The organism is Nocardia sp. A7, from assembly GCF_046549215.1.
In the GTDB taxonomy this organism is placed as follows: domain Bacteria; phylum Actinomycetota; class Actinomycetes; order Mycobacteriales; family Mycobacteriaceae; genus Nocardia.
This window is the reverse complement of sequence record NZ_JAJPWE010000003.1, coordinates 73943-93776: the sequence shown is the minus strand read 5'-3', so window position 1 is coordinate 93776 and position 19834 is coordinate 73943. Positions and strand designations below refer to the sequence as shown.

The following is a 19834-nucleotide window of genomic DNA, read 5'->3' as shown; positions in this document are numbered from 1 at the left end:
CAACGACTTTCGCCCATCCCGGGCCCGCGAGGCGCGACGCGGTACTCCCGCTGAAGCCCGCGGCTTCAGCCGACAACCCTAAGGAACCCACGTGAGCACCAATGGCCCCCAGGTCGGCCTGATCATGGGCAGCGACTCCGACTGGCCCACCATGGAAGCCGCCGCCGAAGCTCTCGCCGAATTCGGCATCCGCTTCGAAGTGGGCGTCGTCTCCGCCCACCGCACCCCCCAGCGCATGCTCGACTACGCCCGCGAAGCCGCCGGTCGCGGCCTGAAGGTGATCATCGCCGGCGCCGGCGGCGCCGCCCACCTCCCCGGCATGGTCGCCTCGGCCACCCCCCTCCCGGTCATCGGCGTCCCGGTCCCCCTGAAATATCTCGACGGCATGGACTCACTCCTCTCGATCGTCCAAATGCCGGCAGGCGTCCCCGTCGCCACCGTCTCGATCGGCGGCGCCCGCAACGCAGGCCTACTCGCCACCCGCATCCTCGCCACCTCCGACGAGTCCCTACGCACCCGCATGGAACAGTTCCAGGCCGGCCTCGAAAAGATGGTCCTGGACAAAGACGAGGCGCTGCGCAACAAACTCCTGGGCTAGCTGGGTGAGTGACGGTTCCCTCGGCGGCGGCGGTGTCAGGCGAGGTCGGATGAGACGCGCACACGGAGGTCACTACGGTTGACCCCCGTGGCACACGACGATGCGGCGCAGTTTCGGCTTACGGTGGTTGATCAGGCGTTGCGGTTGTTCGCCGAGCGGGGGTACGAGGCGACGACGGTGGATGAGATCGCGGTGGCGGCAGGGATTTCGCGGCGGACCTTTTTTCGGCAGTTCCGGTCGAAAGAGGATGTGATCTTCGCTGATCACGAGTTCCAGTTGGCCTCGGCGGAGGAATTTCTCGCGGGGGTGGACGGTGGGGATCCGTGGGATGCGGTGTGCGAGGCCGTGATCGGGGTGTTCGAGCGGTTCACGCAGTGGCGTGACATCGCGGCGCGGCGGTATCAGGTGGTGCGGCGGGTGCCCGCGTTGCGTGAGCGCGAGATCGTCACGGTGTTCCGGTACGAGCGGCTGTTCACCGAGTTCCTGCGCGGCCGAGTGCCGGAGGTACCCGACCTGGCCCGGGTCCAGTACACGGCCGCTGTGACCGCCACCCACAACTACCTGCTGCGCCGGATGGTGCGCGGCGAATCGGGGGCCGCGGTGAGCGATCTGCGCACCGAACTGGCGATGATCCCGCGTGGCCGACGCGCCGAGGCCGAGCCCGAAGAACTGGTGCTCGCCGTGTTCCCCCGCGACATGCCGCCACGCAAGGTAGCCGATCTACTGACGGCCCGCCTCGGTAGCCTGTGAGCGCCACGCACACCGTTACGTGAGACGGTGACACTGAGTGCCACCCATATATCCGCATGTAGCGATAGAGTGCCGCGCGTATAATCCGCGGTAGGTTGGCACTGCGTGCCGACGCACCACGCGCTGTGAGCATCGCAGCGATCACGACCACGACCAGGAGTGTGCCCCCGATGGCTGGTAACCCCGATTTCGACCTGTTCAAGCTCGAGGACTTCCACGACGAGCTGCGCGGCGCCATCCGCGGCCTCGCGGAGAAGGAAATCGCTCCCTACGCCAAGGACGTCGACGGCAACGCCCGCTTTCCGGAGGAGGCGCTCACCGCGCTGAACGCCGCGGGCTTCAACGCCGTGCACGTGCCGGAGGCCTACGGCGGCCAGGGTGCCGATTCGGTCGCCACTTGTATCGTGATCGAGGAAGTCGCCCGCGTCTGTGGCTCCTCCTCGCTGATCCCCGCTGTGAACAAGCTCGGCACCATGGGCCTGATCCTCAACGGCTCCGAAGAGCTCAAGACCAAGGTCCTGGCCGACATCGTCAACGGCGAGATGGCCTCCTACGCGCTGTCCGAGCGTGAGGCCGGCTCCGACGCCGCCGCCATGCGCACCCGCGCCAAGGCCGACGGCGACGACTGGGTCCTCAACGGTTCCAAGTGCTGGATCACCAACGGCGGCAAGTCTTCCTGGTACACCGTGATGGCCGTGACCGACGCCGACAAGGGCGCCAACGGCATCTCCTCGTTCCTGGTCCACAAGGACGACGAGGGCTTTGTGGTCGGCCCGCTCGAGCACAAGCTGGGCATCAAGGGTTCGCCCACCGCCGAGCTCTACTTCGAGAACTGCCGCATCCCCGGCGACCGCATCGTCGGCGAGCCCGGCACCGGTTTCAAGACCGCGCTGCAGACCCTCGACCACACCCGCCCGACCATCGGCGCGCAGGCCGTCGGCCTGGCCCAGGGCGCACTGGACGCCGCGATCGCCTACACCAAGGATCGCAAGCAGTTCGGCAAGACCATCGCCAGCTTCCAGAACACCGAGTTCATGCTGGCCGACATGGCCATGAAGATCGAGGCCGCCCGCCTGATGGTCTACACCTCGGCCGCCCGCGCCGAGCGCGGCGAGAAGAACCTCGGCTTCATCTCCGCGGCCGCCAAGTGCTTCGCCTCGGACGTGGCCATGGAGGTCACCACCAACGCCGTCCAGCTCTTCGGCGGCGCCGGCTACACCACCGATTTCCCGGTCGAGCGCATGATGCGCGACGCGAAGATCACCCAGATCTACGAGGGCACCAACCAGATCCAGCGCCTGGTGATGGCTCGCAACCTGCTCAAGGGCTGATTCCCGCACCGACCGGGTGTTCCACTTCGCCTACGCCACCTCGTCCGGGGTGGCATAGGCCGGGCACCCGGTCGATTGCTGTGCGGGCCACGGGCGGAGACCAGCGGATTCGTGTCGGCAGCAGACACGGTGACGGCTGGACCGCTGACGTCGATATTCGGGAACCTGATGAAGGCGCCGAATTACGGGACGAGTTCGGCGTATTCGGGGTGTTCGGCGATGTACTTTTCGACGTACCAGCAGGTGGGGATGATCTGGTAGCCGCTGTCGCGGGAGTCGTCGAGGCCGTATTTCACGACTTCGGCCGCCACCCCACGGCCGCGGAACTCCGGGAACGTCATGGTGTGGTGGAAGTCGCGGACCTTGGAATCTTCGCGTTCGGCGTAGTCGGCGTAGCCCGCGAGGACGTCGTCGTGGTAGATCTCGTAACGGGTGTCGTCGACGTTGTGCTCGAGCCTGGTGGTCATATCCACCGATGCTAGTCGGGCTACAGCACGGCGCCGGGGTTGAGGATGCCGTCGGGGTCGAGTGCATCTTTGATGCGGCGGGTCAGCGCCATGACCTCGGGGCCGACCTGGTCGGGGAGCCAGGCTTTCTTCAGGCGGCCGACGCCGTGTTCGCCGGTGATGGTGCCGCCGAGAGTGATCGCCAGGTCCATGATCTCGCCGAAGGCGCGGTGCGCGCGGGCGGTGTTGTCGGGGTCGGTGGGATCGTGCACGATCAGCGGGTGGGTGTTGCCGTCGCCCGCGTGCGCGATCACCGACACCAGCACATCGTTGCGTTCGCCGATCGCGGTGACGCCGGCGATCAGGTCGCCGAGGCGGGGGAGCGGCACGCCGACGTCTTCGAGCAGCAGCGGTCCGATCTTCTCCACCGCGGGGATCGCGAATCGTCGTGCGGCGGTGAAGGCTTCACCTTCGGTGGCATCGGCGGTGTGGAAAACCTCTGTCGCCCCGGCCTTCTCACACAGTCCGACCATCACTTGCGCTTCGTGCCCGGCGAATTCGCCCGGTGCGTCGGAGCGGGCGACGAGCAGCGCGGCGGCGGTGCGGTCCAGCCCCATCCGCATCTCGTCCTCCACCGCGTTGATCGCGACGGTGTCCATGAATTCGAGCATGGCGGGGCGCAGGGCCGAGGTGATGGCCAGAATCGCGTCGGTCGCCGCGGTGAGCGAGCCGAAACTCGCGACGACGGTCGACTGCGGTGGCTGCGCGGGCAGCAGTCGCAGGGTGAGTTCGGTGATCACCCCGAGCGTGCCCTCACTCCCGACGAACAGTTTGGTCAGCGACAATCCGGCCGAGTCCTTGAGCCGCGGCCCACCGAGCCGCACTACGGTCCCGTCGGCCAGCACCACTTCCATGCCGAGCACGTAGTCGGTGGTCACGCCGTACTTCACGCAGCACAGACCGCCCGCGTTGGTCGCCGCGTTGCCACCGATCGAGCAGATCTCGAACGAGGAGGGATCGGGCGGATACCAGAGCCCCTCGGCGGCGACGGCCCGCTTCACCTCGGCATTGAGCAGTCCGGGCTGGACCACCGCGATCCGGGTGACCGCGTCGACGCTGATCTCCCGCATCAACTCGGTGCTGAGCACGATCCCGCCGTCCACCGCGGTCGCCCCACCCGACAGCCCCGTCCCGGCACCACGCGGCACCACCGGCACCTTGTTCGCGTGCGCCCACCGCAGCGTGGCGGCCACATCGGCGGTCCCGCGCGCCCGCACCACCGCCAGCGGCGTCCCCGCATCGGGATCGCGCGCCCAATCCTGGCGATACCCCGCCAGCAGATCGGGGTCGATGACGACCGCCCCGTCCGACAACACCGAAATCAACGAATCGAGGTCACCGCTGCGCTCGTCCACCCGCCCACGCTAACCCGCGCGCCCTGTCTCCCGCGGGTAGTTGGTCCTGGTCAGTCGATCATCAGGCCTTCTGGTAGTCATCGCCCGAGTAGAAAGATCCACTACGGCCTAGTGATCATGTGACCAGATGCGATGTGTTGCCGAACAAGCGAGTTTCCGCATGACTGTGATCTGGCGCGCCCCGTTGGTGTATACGGCGTCCAATCCGTCACAATGGCCCGTACCGGGTGTGTTCGACGGTGAATTGCTCCACCGCCCAGCGTGTTTCGAGTTCTGCTCCACGGTGCGCCACAGGCGCATCGGTCACGCGACGCTGTTGCGCCGCACCGCTTTTCGCAGGGAGGACTGGCGATGATGCAGGAACCGCACAACCGCGCTGAGATGGTCGGTGCACTGCTGGCCGCCGAGTTCGCCGACGTGGGCATCGACCCCGACGTGATGCACCTTGTCTACACCGGCGCGCACGCCCAGTGGTTGCAAGCGCTGGAAGCGACCGGCATGTTCGGTGTCCGCGCGCTGGCCGAGATCGCCGCACACTGGGCCGCGGATCCCTGTCTGCTGCGCGACGCTCTCCTCGCCGAGTCCGACGAGCTCACCCGCCGCCGCTGCCTCGCGGTGTGGGCCTCGTTCGACACCCGTCCGATCGCGGCTGTCGGTCGCTAGCACTGCGCCCGTTTGCCGGTTGCTCACCCTGGCTTCATCTGCCGCTGGCAGGCTGGCGGCGTGGAGCATCAGGCGAGTGTCACCGAGTCGGTGGCCGACCGATTCACCCGTTGGTGCGAGGTGGTCGTCGCGCGGCTGCCATGGGGGCTGGACCGGTATGTGCCCGCCACGTTCCTCGGCTTCGCGCTGATCAACAGCTTCACCTTCGGTGTCGACCTGTTGTTGCTCACGCTCCTGCGCAGCGGCCTCGGCCTGGCGGTCTGGTTGTCGATCACCCTCGCCTACATCGTCGCGTTCGGGCTCGCCTTCGTGCTCAACCGCACCTTCAACTTCCACTCGCACGCCCCGATGGGCAAGCAGGCCGCGGTGTACGTGGTCGTGGTGCTGGTGAACTATCTGGCGTTCATCCTCTGCGTCGGCTCCGGTCTCGCCGCGCTCGGCGTGCAATATCACGTGGCCAGGCTGCTCGCGGGCGCGTGTGAGGCCGTGTACATGTACAGCGCGATGCGCTGGGTCGTGTTCCGCCGCAAACCCGCGTTGACCGCTGCCTGATCGTGCCAGGAGGGGTCAGCCCCGGAGCACCTCGGTGCGATCGCCATCGACCAGGACTACATCGTTATCGGTGAGTGCCCAGTGCGGGATGTCCTCGGCCACACAGCGGGCCAGCATCGCGGCGGAATCACCGTCCGGGTCGGTGGGCGAGTCCAGGTGAACCACCAGGCGACGATCGACCGAGCCCAGCCCGTCCCACTGCGGTTCGATGCCGGTGGTCGGTAGCACCTCGGCGGGGTCGTCCATGGTTTCCAGCCCGTGCAGGTCGGGACCGAGCAGACACGCGCCCGCGCTGTAACCCGCGTACACGAGCGCATCCTCGCGTAACAGTGCGGGAAGCACGACATCGGCGCCGCTGCGGGCGAACTGGGCACGCAGGACGAAAGTGTTGCCGCCGCGCACCCAGACCATCGGGAATTCGCGCAGATGCCGTTCCAGTCGCTCCGGTTGCCCGACGTACTCGCGCAGATCGAGAACTTCCGGCGAATAACCTTGCTGCTCCAGCGGTTTCACATCACTGATCACCGCCGACGACCAAGCATCCGGCCACGCGTCACACGCGTTCGGAATCACCGCGACCCGCCCCGGCGCTCCGACGAGCCCGACGAGCCGATCGGCGAAACCGCCGAACCTGTACGACGCCAGGAACAGTCGCATCAGATGGTGAACGCCATGTTCTGTACGAGCCGCTCACCAAGCGCCGTGTCACCCTCGACAGTGATCTCGCCGGGGTGCCGGTCGATCGTGGTGCGCCCACCGCGCAGCCGCGCGAAAAGCCCTGATTCCAAACGGATCACGGTAGTCGGCTCACTCGAAGCTTCATCGAGCACCGACCCGCGCCCACCGGCCACCGACAGATGCACCTGCCTGGTCACCGGCCCGGTCAGATCGAGAGTGATCAGCGAACCGTCCGGCGCCTTGGCGCCTTTCACCACCGCGCGGCCGAGGCCGAGGGTCAGTTCCGTGAACGCCGCCTCCGCCCGCGCGCCACCCTCGGGCACGCTGCGTCCGATCCCATCGGCGAGGTCGAGTTCGTGCATCCAGCAGTCGAACAGGCGCACCCGCATGAACCGCCCGTAGGGCACCTGCCCGACCGGCGAGACGGTCGGCGCCTGCCAGGCGTCGTCGTCCATGGCAGCCAGTGCGGCCCGGCGACGCTCGGTGGTCTCGTCGAACAGCGCGAGCAGGCGTTTGCCGGAGAGCGGGCGCAACCGGTCGACCCAGATCTCGTTGAGCACAGCCACTTCGTTGCGCACGTGCGGCTGCGTGCGCGCATCGGTCTTGGGGCGCAACTGATCATGCGGCGGTGGTTTCTCGCCGAGCAACCACGATTCGGTGCCGATCACATGCGCGACCACGTCGAACAGGGTCCAGCCGGGCAGCGGAGACGGTCGGCGCCAAGCCTTCTCATCCAGGTCGGTGACCAGGAGCGCGATGGCTTCCCACTGCTCGGCGAGTAGATCGGTGAGTTGCTCGCGCCCGGGCGTCTCGATCATCCCTGTGCTCCTTCTTCGCTCTGGTCGAGCGCGGTGAGGCCCGCGCGGATCGCCGCCGCGGTCGAATTCGGTTCGTGCGGACGACGCAGGAGAAAGCCCTTGGCGAAGGCGAGTTTGTCGCCGTGTTTGCGCGGGACCACGTGCAGATGGACATGGCCCACGGTCTGAAAGGCAGCGGTGCCGTCGTTGAGAACGAGGTTGGCTCCGTCACTGGCGAGCCCGCTCACCCGCAGCGCGCGGGCGAGACGGTGGCCGGTACGGAAGATCCGGGCCCCGAGTTCGGGATCGAGATCGTCGAGTTCGGTCGCGTGGACCTTGGGAACGATCAGGGTGTGGCCGCGGGTGATGGGACGGATGTCGAGGAACGCGCACACCGCGTCGTCGGAGTAGACCATGGTCGCCGGTGCGGCACCCGCCACGATCAGACAGAAGGCGCAGTCGTTCACGGCCTCGACCCTACGGTGTGACCTGGGTCGCGCAACAGCCCGAACCGGGCGCGGGCATGATGCGCGTCACGTCTGCCCTATGGTGGCGGTATCCGGCCAGGAGTCGGACGTCGGGGTAAGTAACCCACCTGAACGTGCGGACTTGCGTGCCCCCACCTGCGGCGACGAATCTGGGTGCGGGCACCTGCCGGTTCCCGGCGGCCCGAGCGGTCGTTGTCACGGCCGATCAGGGTTGCGGTGTCCGATTTGTGGTCGTCAGTCCAGTTCTCCGTTGTGACGGACATCTCCGCTAGGCTCACCGCGAGCCGAGTACAGTTGCCAGGATTTCAGTCGAACTTACTCACAGGTAACTTCGGCTGCCCCGTTGTTCCCAGGCTCGAAGCCAGCACGAAAAGGAAGTCTGACTAGTGGAGACAACGCAAAACGTGGGCGAGGGTTCGCCGCGCGGAGCGCGTGTCGGAGTCGTTCGCGAGTCCGGCCCGGGTGAGCGGCGGGTCGCCTTGGTGCCCAAGATCATCCCCGCCCTGTCCAAGCAGGGTGTCGAGGTGATCGTGGAAGCCGGTGCCGGCCTCGGCGCTCTCATTCCCGACGCTGCCTATGTAGCGGCAGGCGCGACCATCGGTGACCCGTGGTCGGCCGAGGTCGTCGTCAAGGTCGCCCCGCCCAGCGACGCCGAGGTGGCCAAGCTGTCCTCCGGGCAGACCATGATCGGTTTCCTGGCGCCGCGCAATGCCGAGAATCAGATCGGTGCGCTGAAGTCTGCCGGTGTGCAGGCCTTTGCCGTCGAGGCGATTCCGCGAATCTCGCGCGCCCAGGTGATGGACGCCCTGTCCTCGCAGGCGAACGTGGCCGGCTACAAGGCCGTGCTGCTCGCCGCGTCGGAGTCGACCCGCTTTTTCCCGATGCTCACCACCGCCGCGGGCACCGTGAAGCCGGCCACCGTGCTGGTGCTCGGTGTCGGTGTCGCCGGTCTGCAGGCGCTGGCCACGGCCAAGCGTCTCGGCGGGCGGACCACCGGTTACGACGTGCGTCCCGAGGTCGCCGATCAGGTGCGCTCGGTCGGTGCGCAGTGGCTGGATCTGGGCATCGACGCCGCCGGTGAAGGCGGGTACGCCCGCGAACTCACCGACGAGGAGAAGGCCCAGCAGCAGAAGGCGCTCGAAGACGCCATCAAGGGTTTCGACGTCGTGATCACCACCGCGCTGGTGCCGGGTCGCCCCGCGCCACGCCTGGTCACCGCCGCCGCTGTCGAGGGCATGAAGCCCGGCAGCGTGATCGTCGACCTGGCCGGTGAGACCGGCGGCAACTGTGAGCTCACCGAGCCCGGCGAGACCGTTGTCAAGCACGAGGTGACCATCGCCTCGCCGCTGAACCTGCCCGCCACGATGCCCGAGCACGCCTCCGAGCTGTACTCGAAGAACATCTCGGCGCTGCTGGAACTGATGCTGGTCGACGGCAAGCTCGCGCCCGACTTCGAAGATCAGGTCTTGGCGGATTCCTGCGTCACCCGTGAGCGTAGCGACAAGATCGAATCGAGCGTGAAAGCCTGATGTACACCGAACTTCTCGCCAATATAGCGATTCTCGTGCTGTCCGGCTTCGTCGGCTTCGCGGTGATCTCCAAGGTCCCCAACACCCTGCACACCCCGCTCATGTCGGGCACCAACGCCATTCACGGCATCGTCGTGCTGGGTGCGCTGGTCACGCTGGGCAATGTGCAGGACCCCTCGCTGCTGGTGCAGGTGATCCTGTTCGTCGCGGTGGTGTTCGGAACATTGAACGTCATCGGTGGTTTCGTCGTCACCGACCGCATGCTCGGCATGTTCAAGGGTAAGAAGAAGGCGGCCGAGTGATGCACGCAGTCGACAATATGACCTACCTGGTCAACGGCCTCTACATCGTGGCCTTCTCCATGTTCATCTACGGCCTGATGGGCCTGACCGGCCCGAAGACGGCCGTGCGCGGCAACCAGATCGCCGCTGTCGGTATGGGTCTGGCCGTTGTCGCCACCCTGATCTCGGTGCGCGACGCGGCGCTGCTCAACTGGATTCTCATCGCGGGCGGTCTGATCGTCGGTGTGGCGCTGGGTGTTCCGCCCGCCATCCGCACCAAGATGACCGAGATGCCGCAGCTGGTCGCGGCGTTCAACGGTGTCGGTGGTGGCACCGTCGCGTTGATCGCGTGGGCCGAATTCGTCGACAGCGCGGGCTTTTCCGAGCTGCACGAAGAACCGACCATCCACATCATCATCGGTTCGCTGTTCGCCGCGGTGATCGGCTCGATCTCCTTCTGGGGCTCGATCATCGCCTTCGCCAAGCTGCAGGAGATCCTGTCCGGCAAGCCGATCAGCGTCGGCAGACTGCAGCAGCCGCTGAACCTGATCCTGCTCGTCGGTGCCATCGCCTGCGCCGTGGTGATCGGCCTCGGTGCCGACAACGGTGGCGTCTCGCAGCTGTGGATGATCGGCCTGCTCCTGTTCGCCGGTGTGCTCGGCCTGATGGTCGTGCTGCCCATCGGTGGCGCGGACATGCCGGTCGTCATCTCGCTGCTCAACGCTCTCACCGGTCTGTCGGCCGCGGCCGCCGGTCTGGCGCTGAACAACACCGCGATGATCGTCGCGGGCATGATCGTCGGCGCCTCGGGCACCATCCTCACCAACCTGATGGCCAAGGCCATGAACCGTTCCATCCCCGCGATCGTGGCCGGTGGCTTCGGCGGTGGCGGCGCTGTCGCGGGTGCGGGTGACGGTGAGGCCAAGACCGCGAAGGCGACCTCGGCCGCCGATGCCGCGATCCAGATGGCCTACGCCAACCAGGTGATCGTGGTTCCCGGCTACGGCATGGCCGTGGCGCAGGCCCAGCACGCGGTCAAGGAGATGGCGCTGCTGCTCGAGGGCAAGGGCGTCGAGGTCAAGTACGCGATCCACCCGGTCGCCGGTCGCATGCCCGGTCACATGAACGTGCTGCTGGCCGAGGCCGAGGTGTCCTACGACGCGATGAAGGAAATGGACGACATCAACGGTGAATTCAACCGCACCGATGTGGTCCTGGTCATCGGCGCCAACGACGTCACCAACCCGGCGGCCCGCGACGACAAGTCCAGCCCGATCTACGGCATGCCGGTGCTCAACGTCGACCAGGCCAAGAGCGTCATCGTCCTCAAGCGTTCGATGAACTCCGGCTTCGCGGGCATCGACAACCCGCTGTTCTACGCCGATCACACCTCGATGCTGTTCGGTGATGCGAAGAAGTCCGTCGGTGCGGTCACCGAGGAACTGAAAGCGCTGTAAGACACGCTACTTCGGCAAGAGGCCCCACTGTTCTCGGAGAACAGTGGGGTCTCTTGTCGTTTCGCCGACCGACCGGCGTGTGGGCGACCGGGTGGCATCGGGTGTAGGTTGCACCCGATGATCCGGGCCGAGGCACACGTAGCGGTCGGCCGTCGGCTGGCCGCGGCCGACGGGGAGGAACGCGCTCGACTGGCGGTCGCCGCGGAGTTCTATCCGGCGAATCTGGCGCGGTACGCTCGCGCCGAACTCACTTTTCTCGGCTGGGAAATCGATCGTGGTGTCCTGCATCCGCGAACCGGAAGCCCCTGGTGGCGCGCGATCAACGATCGGCTGCTCACCGACAAGATGGAGGCGAGCCTCGGCGCGAGTGCGTCGATGTCGCTGTCACCGTCGGCCCGGCTGTGGCAGCGGTTCCTGGCCGAGCCGTCCGGGTCGAGCTGGTATCTGGCCCACAATCACAGCGTCGTCGCCGGCTATCTCGAGCACGAGCAGCTGGCGCGCGCGGAATCGGCGGCCGAGCGGCTGATGATGAACGTGACGTTGGCTCGCGTGCTCTTCGCTCACCTGCTGGTCCAGCGGCCGATGTTGGCGGCCGGTGTGTGGGGTCCCGCGCTGCGCCACGCAGCCGATCCCCGTGGCAGCTCGGTCGCGTACTTTCTCGACCTCCACAATGTGTTTCCGCGGCGCTACCCACTGGTGGGGGTTTCCATCGCGACGGTGGTCGCGGGGGAGGGGCGGATGGCCAGACTCCTCGACTACGGGTTGATTCTGCCGAAACTGCCTGTGCTGTATCACGCTTCGGCACAGCTGCTCGGCGAACCGAGGCTGCGGGCACTCGTCCGCGATGGCATGCCCTGCTACGCGGATCTGCGTCAGGACTTGGCCGCGGTCCGAATCCCGATGACCGTTCGCTTGGTCGCCGCGTTGACGAGCCCGATCGGCCGCTGATCGCCAGGGCGCGCACGCCGACCGACATCGTCGTAAGTGCGACGATGTCGGTCGCCTTAGATCAGGCGGATCGGCGCTCGGTGGATTTCACCTTCGTGCTGCCGAGCTGACCGATCAGATCGTCGGTGCTGTTGACGGCACCGCAGCGGCGGGCGACGTAGTTCAGGGCCATGATGTGGTCGTCGCGGGTGAAGTCGGCGGTGGCGTCGTGGACGAGGAAGGGGCGCACGTCGCCCATGAAAGCCTCCGCGGCACTGAGCATGCAGCCCATGTGGGTGTAGACGCCGGTGATGATGAGTTGGTCGCGGCCGTAGTAGCCGAGTAGTTCACGCAGGTCGGTGCGTTGGAAGGCGGAATAGCGCCATTTGGTGACCTGGATGTCCTGTGGGTCGGGTGCGATGGCGTTGATCACCTCGGTGTCGGCGCCCTCGGCCATGCCGGTTCCCCAGAAGTCCGCGAGGATGCCGCGCCGGGACGGGTGCTGGTCGCCGGGTTGCATCGTGTAGATGACCGGGATGTCGAGCTGATGGCAATGGTCGCGCAGCTTGGCGATATTGGCGATGAGAGTGCGGGCGGGGTCGCGGTAGAGGTCGTAGGCGTCGAGGAAGTACTGCTGCATGTCGTGGATCAGCAGGGCGCTGCGGGTGGGCTCGGCGGTCCAGTCGACCTGGTCGGCGGTGAACTCGTCCGCGGTCGGCATGGGATAGGGCGCGATCGGGGGAATGGGCATGGGGGAGTCTTTCGTCGATCGTTGGGTCGGCGGGGTCAGCCGACGGAGACAGGCAGGTCGGCGATTCCGAGCGGCCCGAGGATGCGCTGGAATTTGCCGGTGGTCTCGGCCAATTCGGCGGCGGGGTCGGAGGCGGCGACGATCCCGCCGCCCGCGTGGGCGAGCAGGGTGGTGCCGTCGGCGGACAGTTCGGCGCAGCGGATGCTCACCATCCATTCGCCGTTGCCGTCGGCATCGCACCAGCCGACTGCGCCCGCGTAGAAGCCGCGTTCGCCTTCGAGTTCGGCGATCAGACGGGCCGCCGCGGCGGTGGGTGTGCCGCAGATCGCGGGGGTGGGGTGCAGGGCCACGGCCAGCTCGAGCGCCGATGGTCCGGCGAGCGGGACGGTGGCGGTGATCGGGGTGCCGATGTGCCACATCGCCGGGGTGGACATGAGTTCCGGTGCGGGAGTGTGGACTTCGGCGCACCGGTCACGGAGCACGGCGGAAACCTGATCGGTGACGAAGCGGTGTTCGGCCAGGTCTTTCGTCGAGGCGAGCAGGGTGTCGGCCGCGCTCTGGTCGGCGCCGTTGTCGTCGAGCACGCGGCGGGCCGAACCCGCCAGCGGATGGCTGAGGACCCGATTTCCGTTGCGGTGCACCAGGATCTCCGGGCTGGAGCCGACGAGGTGGCGACCGGGATACCGACCACCCGCCGCGGACAGGTCGACCAGGAAGCCGTTCGACATCGGGTCCGAGGCGACCATCATGTCGAGAATGTCCAGCGCCCGAACCGGATTCGCGGACCGTGCACGAATCGCGCGGGCCAGCACTACCTTCCGTAACGGATGCGCCGGGTCGGCGAGAAGTTCGACAGCCGTGGCGACGCGCTGCCGGTGCTGCTCCGCCGCGGGCAGCGCCGCGTCGAATCCGAAGCGCGGGAGCGCTCGCGAGCTGGGCAGGTGTGCGGCGGCCCGCGGATCGAGCACCCGGGCACCGGGTTGGTGCGGTGCCTCGGTGATCGTCACCGAGTCCGGTGCCCACAGCGCGGTCGGGGCACCGGGGGTGAAGGGTAGCGCCCCGACGATGTGGCTGATCCGGCCACTACGCAGCGCGGTGATCGCGTCGTGTGCCGAGCGGAAGACCGCCCCGCCCGCGGTGGCGGACACGGTCCGCTGCGGACGGGACAGCAGGAAGGCGGGGTCTGAACTGTCGGTACTGATGGTGATCATTCCTCTCGGTCACATGTCGAGCGTTGCGCCACCGTCGACCCGCAGGTCGTGCATGGTGATGTGGCGGGCGTCCTCGGACGCCAGGAAGTGGACTGCGCCCGCGACATCGGCGGGAGTGGCGATGCGCCGCAACGGGATTCCGAGGCGGTAGGCACTCGGATCGCCGTCGAGCAGGGCGTTCTCGGCTGCGTCGTCGAGGGGGCTGCCGCCGAACATGTCGCGCAGCATCGGGGTGTCGGTGGAACCCGGCGAGACCAGGTTGACGCGCACGCCAAGCGGCGCGACCTGGAGAGCCAGTGAACGGGTGAACGAGGTGGCAGCGGCCTTGGCGGCGCCGTAGGCGGCCATCCCGACGCGTGGCGTGGCGGCGGCGTTCGAGGAGACGACCACGATCGCGCCGCGGCCGACGGAGACCATCTCGGCGGCCGCGCGCTGGGTGACCAGCATCGTGCCGGTGGCATTGACGGTCAGGCAGCGGGCCCAGTCCTGAGGATCGAGCTCGAGTGCGGAGCCGCCGACCATGAGCCCTGCCGCGTGCACGACGACATCGGGTGTTCCGTATTCCGTGATGAGACGTTCGAAGGCCGCACGCACGGAATCGTCGTCGCTGACATCGACCTCGACGCCATGAACGAACGGCGTCGGCGCATCCTCGATTCCGTTCGACGGCAGCGGAACCTGTGAACGCGCCCCGGGTGTGGTGGCTGCGGCGACCTTGTGCACGGAAGGGTCGCGATCCCACAGGGAGAGCACTCGGGCTTCACCGGCGAAACGGGCGGCGATCGCGGCGCCGATTCCCCCGGCAGCGCCGGTGACGACAACGATCCGCCCTCTGGGCTCACCATTATGCATGAGGTTAGCCTAACCTGATTTCATCGTCGGATGGTTAGCTTCCCTCACAGCTTCCGGCGAAAAATTCCGAAGTCCCGCTGGAAAGAGGTGCTCGACTTGACCGATCCCGTGCTCCCCGGCTTCACGCCGTGGCCCGCTGACCTGGCGCGAGGATATCGAGAGCAGAACTGTTGGAGCGGTGAGACATTCGGCGATGTGCTCACCGCGCGCGCCGTCGCGACGCCGGACCGGATCGCGGTTCTCGACAACGCGAACAGCTGGACCTACGCCGAACTCGACCACCGCTCCAGCTCGCTCGCCACCGGTTTGGCCCGCCTCGGCATCACGCCCGGCGACCGCGTGCTGGTGCAGCTGCCCAACCGCGCCGAATTCGTCGAGGTGATCTTCGCGCTGTTCAAGCTCGGCGCGCTGCCGGTGTTCTGTCTGCCTGCCCATCGCAAGGCCGAGTTGGTGCCGATCGCCATGGCCGCCGCGGCGACGGCCATGATCACCTGCGGCACACACCAGCGTTTCGACTACGCGGCGCTGGCCGCGCAGGTACGCGACGAGGTCGAGAGTCTGCGCCACCTGGTGCTGGTCGACAGTGACCCGCTGCCCGACAACGCGCACGACATCGACGAATACCGCGACACCCCAAGCGAATTGGTCGGCCCGTCGGCGAGCGATGTGGCGTTCCTGCAACTGTCGGGCGGCAGCACCGGCATCCCGAAGCTCATCGCCCGCACCCACGACGACTACCTCTACAGCGTGCGCCGCAGCGCCGAGATCTGCGAACTCGACCACACCACGGTGTATCTCGCGACACTGCCGGTCGCGCACAACTTCCCGATGAGTTCGCCCGGCATCCTGGGCGCGCTGTGGGCGGGTGGAACGGTCGCGATGACACCGGATCCCACTCCGGCGACGGCCTTTCCGCTGATCGAGCGGTTTGGTGTCACCATCACGGGTCTGGTGCCCCCGCTGGCGCGGCTGTGGACCGAGCGCGCCGAGGCGGGCGCGACCCCCGATCTGTCCAGCCTGCGAGTACTCCAGGTCGGCGGGGCGCGATGCCAGGACGAGCTCGCCCGCCGGATCGGGCCCGCGCTCGGTGTGACCTTGCAACAGGTGTTCGGCATGGCCGAGGGCCTGGTCTGCTACACACGGCTCGACGACCCGATCGACGTGGTGGTCAGCACCCAGGGTCGCCCGATGTCGGAGTACGACCAGCTCGCTGTCGTCGACGACAACGGCGTCGAGGTCGCACCGGGTGCGACCGGAAACCTGATCACGCAGGGCCCGTACACAATTCGCGGCTACTACAACAACCCCGACGCGGATGCCCGCAGCTTCACCGCCGACGGCTGGTACCGCACCGGCGACATCGTGTCCGTGCGTCCCGACGGCAACCTCGTGGTCGCGGGCCGCGCGGGCGACTGGGTGAACCGCGGCGGGGAGAAGGTCTCGGCCGAAGAGCTCGAGGCGCACCTGCTCGAACATCCCGCGGTCCGCGACGCCGTGATCGTCGGAACGCCGGATCCTGTTCTCGGTCAACGTATCTGCGCCTTCGTCCAGCCGATCGACCCGGCACAGCGCCCGACGCTGATCTCCGTGCGCTCGTTCGTCCGCTCGCGCGGAGTGGCGGCGTGGAAGATGCCCGACACGGTCGTGGTCGTCGACGAATTCCCGGAAACCGGCGTCGGCAAGACCAGCCGCAAGGACTTGCGCCAGGCCCTTGCCGACGGTGCGCACGGCAACTGACCCCCAGCTGGGGCGACACGCAGGTCGCGTGGCGCCCCAGCCGCGGTGCTCAGGCCAGCAGTTCGATCCAGGACCCGAGCACGGGATCACCGGCGAGCGTGGGGAAGTCGATATCTGCATGTCCGGCCGACCGCCATTTCTCCACGAGCGACATGATGCGAACGGAGTCGAGCCCCGCGTCGAGCAGGTCGGTATCGGTGGCCAGTTCGGCTCGGTCGACGCCGAGCGCGGTGGCCACGTCGGTGATGACTTGTTCGTCGGTCATCGTTCATTCCTCTCGATCGAAGTCGGCGACGCCGCGCTTCCAATAGCCGGCGATCAGTGAGTCCTTGGGGCCGATGCCGAGTTCGCCGCGCACCACCTTGCGGATTCCGCGCAGGCATCCCGCCTCGCCGGCCACCCAGGCGTAAACGCGCTGTCCGGCAAGCACTTCGATGCCGCGTACTGCCTTCTCCAGTGCGTCACCGGTACCGGGCTCGAGGTCGCCCCGGTGCAACCAGCGGACCTCGATGCCCTCGGGCGCGTCGATCTCGATCTCTTCCTCGGGACCGGTCACCTCGATGAACGCCCAGCCCCGCGCGGTCCGTGTCAGCCGTTCCAGCCAGCGTGCGATGGCGGGCAGTGCGGTGATGTCGCCGACGAACAGGAACCGGTCGTAGGACTCGGGGACGACGACGCCGCCGGGAGGGCCCGCGATGTGGATCTTGGTGCCCGGGGTCGCCGCCCTCGCCCACTCCGAGGCCAGCCCGCCGGGGTGGATCGCGAAATCGATGTCGAGTTCGTTGTCGGCGATGCTGTGGCGGCGCACCGTGTACTCGCGCGACACCGGGCGCGGGTTGCCCCACTCGAGTGACTGACCGTCGCGCTCGGGCAGCCGCAACACTCCGTCCTCGCACGGAAAGACCAGTCGCACATGCTCATCCGGCACATAGCTGTGGAAGCCCGCGATATCGGGCCCGCCGAAGGTGATCCGGAGCAGCCCGGCCCCGACGGCGACCGTGCGGATCACCTCCACTTCCTGCAGGCCGATCGGATACGGGACCTTGGCACCGTGCTCACTGGCGAGTACTTCGGCGATGCGCGCGGCATAGCCACTGCGATCTGTCACTGCTGTTCCTTTCCGTGCAGCGGCCTGGCGGCGAGCGCCACCACGCCGGTGAGTACCAGGACCGCGACGCCGTAGATCACGAGCGCGGAGCCCGGTGCGAACAATTCGCCGACGAAACCGGCGACCATCGAGCCGATCGCGGTGCCGGTCACCGCCTGCACCATGAGCAGTCCGGCCATCCGGCCGCGGAGTTCTTCGGGCGCCTGCTGCTGCAGCAGGGTGTAGCGCAGCACGATGTTCACCGCTCTGGCCAGGCCGAATCCGGCCAACCCGAGGAAGACCAGTGCCGTGTGCGACCACAGTCCGGCGGCGATCACACCCAGCGGCATGAGGGCAAGCGAGATCAGCAGGGCGAGCCCGTTGTAGCGGGTGCGGCTCATCCAGCCGCTGGTGAGCGAGCCGATGACCGCACCGGCGCCGGGCGCGGCGTACAGCAGGCCGAGTGTGCCGGGGCCCGCGCCGAGTTCGACGTCGGCGTAGGCGGGCAGCAGCACCAGGGGTCCGCTGACCAGCATGGCGATCAAGCCGGTCAGCAGGATGATGCGAATGGTCTTGTGCTGCACAGCGAATCGAATGCCGATTGCCAATTCGCGTAGGGGGTTCTGCAGATCGCGGGCCGGTGGTGGGGCGGGGCCGATCGCGGTGATCAGCCCGACCGTGGCGACGGTGGCGGCGGCGCACAGGAAGAACGCGACCGACACCCCCGTCTGCGCGACCAGCACGCCGGCGATCGCGGGCGTGATCATGGTGCCCAGGTCGGTGGTGAGTGCGGTCAAAGCGCCCGCCGCCGCGATTTTGTCGCGTCCGACCAGCATCGGGACCAGTGCCATCAAGGCGGAGCCACTGACGCCGCCCGCGAGTCCGTCGATGACGGCGGCCAGGTAGATCACCGACAGCATCGGATCCGGCAGCACCGCGTTGATGCCTAGGATCAGGAAACCCAAACCCGCTGCGCTACGCGACCATTGGATCACGTTGCGCCGGTCGTAGCGGTCGGCGATCACGCCGCCCGCGAGGCTGCCGACGAACAGGGCGGCGGCGGTGGTTGTCGCGATGCCGGCGACCTGCAGGGTCGAGCCGGTCAGTTGATAGACCTGCAACGGCAGGGCCACCATGAGCAGCCCGAGCCCCAGCACCGACACCAGCCGCGCCGCGAACGCGCACCGGAACGGACGCGAGGTCCGTAGCGGGCTGATGTCGATGAGCAGGCCGCCGACCGCTGTCACTTGAAGCGTTCCACGAGCAGATCGAGCGTGGTCATGACCGTGCGGTAATCGGGACGCGAGCTGGTCGCGGGCAGCTCGAAGACGGTGTTCGCCTTGAACGAGGGCAGCGACGCGTACATCGGGTCGGTCCGCAGCTGGTCGAGGGTGCGCGCGCCGGCGAGCGGGAGCACGAACAACACGGGCGCGTCGATCACGGTGTTCAACAGCTCAGGGCTGATGGTGAAATAGTCCGCACTCTCCGGTGTTTTCGGGTTGCCTGCTTTGGCTTCGATCTGGGTATCGATGGTGAATCCCAGCTCGGCGAGCAGGGTCGGCAGGGCCGCGGTGGACATGAAGATCGTCGGCGTCTGGCTCTTGGTCGACTGAATGGCGGTCGTCGCGCCCTTGGGGGCCTTGATCGAGTTCTTGGCCGCGGTCAGCTTGGTCTGGTATGCGGCGACCAGGTTATCGACCTTGCCGGACTTGCCGACGACGTCGGCGATGAATCGCAACTGCTCTTCCCACTTGACCATGGTCGTCGGCACGAGGACAGTCGGGGCGATCGCGCTGAGCTGGTCGTAGGCATTGAGCGACTGCTGACCCGGATATCCCTGGCCTCCGCCGATGATCAGGTCGGGGCGCTGCGAGGCGATGAACTCGAGGTTGATGTTCTCCCCGGTCGGCAGCACCTTCGTGCCCTGCTTCTTGGCATCCTCGGCCCATGCCGCGGGGAATTCGCCGGGCAGGGTCGTAGCCCCGAGCAGACGCGGATCCGCGGCGGCGACCGGTGCCTCGAGGTCATAGAGGTAGCCGGCCAGGGTGCCGTTGAGCACGACGATCCGCTGCGGATCGGCGGGCACGGAGACGGTGCCCTTCGGAGTCTGGACCTCGCGGGGTCCGGTGGGCGCGGCGGTGTCGCCCGAGGAGCTGCTGCAACCGGTGAGCGCCGCGATGAGCGCGAGAACCAGCAGGGCGAGGGTGGCGCGGAGCCTGCCCGAAGATCGTGTGGTGAACATGGAAGGGGTTGTCCTCATCTTTCTTCTAGAACGGTGACAAGC

Annotated in this window: 22 protein-coding genes; 10 read left to right on the top strand and 12 right to left on the bottom strand. The window is 67.4% G+C overall.

Features of this window, described 5'->3' with window-relative positions; translation table 11 throughout:
* Positions 1-91 precede the first annotated feature (91 nt).
* From purE to ACLJPD_RS18480, 3 genes are all read left to right on the top strand, one after another.
* Positions 92-598 carry a 5-(carboxyamino)imidazole ribonucleotide mutase gene (gene purE, locus ACLJPD_RS18490; protein ID WP_379299939.1) on the top strand — a complete coding sequence of 169 codons (507 nt, stop codon included), beginning with the start codon at positions 92-94 and terminating at the stop codon, positions 596-598.
* A gap of 87 nt (positions 599-685) precedes the next feature.
* Complete coding sequence (locus tag ACLJPD_RS18485; RefSeq protein ID WP_410873540.1) at positions 686-1348, top strand: TetR family transcriptional regulator; 663 nt, start codon at positions 686-688, stop codon at positions 1346-1348.
* 170 nt (positions 1349-1518) lie between these two features.
* Positions 1519-2679 (top strand): acyl-CoA dehydrogenase, encoded by a 1161-nt coding sequence (locus ACLJPD_RS18480; RefSeq protein WP_410873539.1) that lies wholly within the window; start codon positions 1519-1521, stop codon positions 2677-2679.
* A gap of 182 nt (positions 2680-2861) precedes the next feature.
* On the opposite strand, the gene ACLJPD_RS18475 is transcribed toward ACLJPD_RS18480, so the two are convergent.
* Entirely contained in the window at positions 2862-3146 is a 285-nt protein-coding gene (locus ACLJPD_RS18475) for a GNAT family N-acetyltransferase (protein ID WP_410873537.1), read from the bottom strand.
* A gap of 20 nt (positions 3147-3166) precedes the next feature.
* Entirely contained in the window at positions 3167-4540 is a 1374-nt protein-coding gene (locus ACLJPD_RS18470) for an FAD-binding oxidoreductase (protein WP_410873536.1), read from the bottom strand.
* 351 nt (positions 4541-4891) lie between these two features.
* On the opposite strand from ACLJPD_RS18470, the gene ACLJPD_RS18465 reads away from it, so the two are divergent.
* Complete coding sequence (locus tag ACLJPD_RS18465) at positions 4892-5203, top strand: hypothetical protein (RefSeq protein WP_410873534.1); 312 nt, start codon at positions 4892-4894, stop codon at positions 5201-5203.
* Between the two features lie 60 nt (positions 5204-5263).
* Positions 5264-5755, top strand: a complete 492-nt coding sequence (locus ACLJPD_RS18460) for a GtrA family protein (RefSeq protein ID WP_410873532.1) — start codon at positions 5264-5266, stop codon at positions 5753-5755.
* A 15-nt stretch (positions 5756-5770) separates the two neighbouring features.
* Here the strand turns inward: ACLJPD_RS18460 and ACLJPD_RS18455 are convergent, their stop codons facing one another.
* From ACLJPD_RS18455 to ACLJPD_RS18445, 3 genes are read right to left on the bottom strand one after another with little or no spacing between them, the layout of a single operon-like run.
* On the bottom strand, positions 5771-6412 hold the full coding sequence (locus ACLJPD_RS18455; RefSeq protein ID WP_410873531.1) for a Type 1 glutamine amidotransferase-like domain-containing protein: 642 nt from the start codon (positions 6410-6412) through the stop codon (positions 5771-5773).
* Positions 6412-7251, bottom strand: a complete 840-nt coding sequence (locus ACLJPD_RS18450) for a maleylpyruvate isomerase family mycothiol-dependent enzyme (RefSeq protein WP_410873529.1) — start codon at positions 7249-7251, stop codon at positions 6412-6414. Before ACLJPD_RS18450 ends, ACLJPD_RS18455 begins: the two co-directional genes overlap by 1 nt.
* Positions 7248-7697, bottom strand: coding sequence for an HIT family protein (locus tag ACLJPD_RS18445; protein ID WP_410873528.1), 450 nt, complete (start codon positions 7695-7697; stop codon positions 7248-7250). The genes ACLJPD_RS18450 and ACLJPD_RS18445 overlap by 4 nt, the downstream gene beginning before the upstream one ends.
* A 407-nt stretch (positions 7698-8104) precedes the next feature.
* Between ACLJPD_RS18445 and ACLJPD_RS18440 the strand changes: the two genes are divergently transcribed.
* From ACLJPD_RS18440 to ACLJPD_RS18425, 4 genes are all read left to right on the top strand, one after another.
* Entirely contained in the window at positions 8105-9247 is a 1143-nt protein-coding gene (locus ACLJPD_RS18440) for a Re/Si-specific NAD(P)(+) transhydrogenase subunit alpha (RefSeq protein WP_410873526.1), read from the top strand.
* Complete coding sequence (locus ACLJPD_RS18435; RefSeq protein ID WP_062984380.1) at positions 9247-9549, top strand: NAD(P) transhydrogenase subunit alpha; 303 nt, start codon at positions 9247-9249, stop codon at positions 9547-9549. The genes ACLJPD_RS18440 and ACLJPD_RS18435 overlap by 1 nt, the downstream gene beginning before the upstream one ends.
* Before the next feature lie 17 nt (positions 9550-9566).
* Positions 9567-10985: an NAD(P)(+) transhydrogenase (Re/Si-specific) subunit beta gene (locus ACLJPD_RS18430; protein WP_410874484.1), complete on the top strand. Its 1419-nt coding sequence runs from the start codon at positions 9567-9569 to the stop codon at positions 10983-10985.
* A 117-nt stretch (positions 10986-11102) separates the two neighbouring features.
* Positions 11103-11933 carry a hypothetical protein gene (locus ACLJPD_RS18425; RefSeq protein WP_410873524.1) on the top strand — a complete coding sequence of 277 codons (831 nt, stop codon included), beginning with the start codon at positions 11103-11105 and terminating at the stop codon, positions 11931-11933.
* A 61-nt stretch (positions 11934-11994) separates the two neighbouring features.
* Here the strand turns inward: ACLJPD_RS18425 and ACLJPD_RS18420 are convergent, their stop codons facing one another.
* From ACLJPD_RS18420 to ACLJPD_RS18410, 3 genes are read right to left on the bottom strand one after another with little or no spacing between them, the layout of a single operon-like run.
* Positions 11995-12663: an isochorismatase family protein gene (locus ACLJPD_RS18420; RefSeq protein WP_410873522.1), complete on the bottom strand. Its 669-nt coding sequence runs from the start codon at positions 12661-12663 to the stop codon at positions 11995-11997.
* A gap of 35 nt (positions 12664-12698) precedes the next feature.
* Positions 12699-13874: an isochorismate synthase MenF gene (locus ACLJPD_RS18415; RefSeq protein WP_410873520.1), complete on the bottom strand. Its 1176-nt coding sequence runs from the start codon at positions 13872-13874 to the stop codon at positions 12699-12701.
* Positions 13875-13883: 9 nt separating this feature from the next.
* Entirely contained in the window at positions 13884-14726 is an 843-nt protein-coding gene (locus ACLJPD_RS18410; RefSeq protein ID WP_410873518.1) for an SDR family oxidoreductase, read from the bottom strand.
* A gap of 87 nt (positions 14727-14813) precedes the next feature.
* On the opposite strand from ACLJPD_RS18410, the gene ACLJPD_RS18405 reads away from it, so the two are divergent.
* The gene (locus tag ACLJPD_RS18405; protein WP_410874482.1) at positions 14814-16463 is read left to right on the top strand and encodes a (2,3-dihydroxybenzoyl)adenylate synthase; all 1650 of its coding nucleotides are present in this window, start codon (positions 14814-14816) and stop codon (positions 16461-16463) included.
* Positions 16464-16512: 49 nt separating this feature from the next.
* On the opposite strand, the gene ACLJPD_RS18400 is transcribed toward ACLJPD_RS18405, so the two are convergent.
* The 4 genes from ACLJPD_RS18400 to ACLJPD_RS18385 are packed head-to-tail and all read right to left on the bottom strand — an operon-like array spanning position 16513 to position 19792.
* A complete protein-coding gene (locus ACLJPD_RS18400; protein WP_410873516.1) occupies positions 16513-16728 on the bottom strand; it encodes a phosphopantetheine-binding protein in 216 nt (71 codons plus the stop codon).
* Between the two features lie 3 nt (positions 16729-16731).
* Positions 16732-17571, bottom strand: coding sequence for a siderophore-interacting protein (locus ACLJPD_RS18395; RefSeq protein WP_410873514.1), 840 nt, complete (start codon positions 17569-17571; stop codon positions 16732-16734).
* Entirely contained in the window at positions 17568-18797 is a 1230-nt protein-coding gene (gene entS / locus ACLJPD_RS18390) for an enterobactin transporter EntS (RefSeq protein ID WP_410873512.1), read from the bottom strand. Before entS ends, ACLJPD_RS18395 begins: the two co-directional genes overlap by 4 nt.
* Positions 18794-19792, bottom strand: coding sequence for an ABC transporter substrate-binding protein (locus ACLJPD_RS18385; protein WP_410873510.1), 999 nt, complete (start codon positions 19790-19792; stop codon positions 18794-18796). Before ACLJPD_RS18385 ends, entS begins: the two co-directional genes overlap by 4 nt.
* Positions 19793-19834: the final 42 nt, after the last annotated feature.

What these genes read in the sequence shown, in the direction of transcription:
- ACLJPD_RS18435 (WP_062984380.1), top strand. Translation starts at nt 9,247, where the DNA reads ATGTACACCGAACTTCTCGCCAATATAGCGATTCTCGTGCTGTCCGGC.
- ACLJPD_RS18480 (WP_410873539.1), top strand. Translation starts at nt 1,519, where the DNA reads ATGGCTGGTAACCCCGATTTCGACCTGTTCAAGCTCGAGGACTTCCAC.
- ACLJPD_RS18400 (WP_410873516.1), bottom strand. Translation starts at nt 16,728, where the DNA reads ATGACCGACGAACAAGTCATCACCGACGTGGCCACCGCGCTCGGCGTC.
- ACLJPD_RS18455 (WP_410873531.1), bottom strand. Translation starts at nt 6,412, where the DNA reads ATGCGACTGTTCCTGGCGTCGTACAGGTTCGGCGGTTTCGCCGATCGG.
- ACLJPD_RS18410 (WP_410873518.1), bottom strand. Translation starts at nt 14,726, where the DNA reads ATGCATAATGGTGAGCCCAGAGGGCGGATCGTTGTCGTCACCGGCGCT.
- ACLJPD_RS18465 (WP_410873534.1), top strand. Translation starts at nt 4,892, where the DNA reads ATGATGCAGGAACCGCACAACCGCGCTGAGATGGTCGGTGCACTGCTG.
- ACLJPD_RS18415 (WP_410873520.1), bottom strand. Translation starts at nt 13,874, where the DNA reads ATGATCACCATCAGTACCGACAGTTCAGACCCCGCCTTCCTGCTGTCC.
- ACLJPD_RS18450 (WP_410873529.1), bottom strand. Translation starts at nt 7,251, where the DNA reads ATGATCGAGACGCCCGGGCGCGAGCAACTCACCGATCTACTCGCCGAG.
- ACLJPD_RS18425 (WP_410873524.1), top strand. Translation starts at nt 11,103, where the DNA reads ATGATCCGGGCCGAGGCACACGTAGCGGTCGGCCGTCGGCTGGCCGCG.
- ACLJPD_RS18475 (WP_410873537.1), bottom strand. Translation starts at nt 3,146, where the DNA reads ATGACCACCAGGCTCGAGCACAACGTCGACGACACCCGTTACGAGATC.
- ACLJPD_RS18385 (WP_410873510.1), bottom strand. Translation starts at nt 19,792, where the DNA reads ATGTTCACCACACGATCTTCGGGCAGGCTCCGCGCCACCCTCGCCCTG.
- ACLJPD_RS18430 (WP_410874484.1), top strand. Translation starts at nt 9,567, where the DNA reads ATGACCTACCTGGTCAACGGCCTCTACATCGTGGCCTTCTCCATGTTC.
- ACLJPD_RS18420 (WP_410873522.1), bottom strand. Translation starts at nt 12,663, where the DNA reads ATGCCCATTCCCCCGATCGCGCCCTATCCCATGCCGACCGCGGACGAG.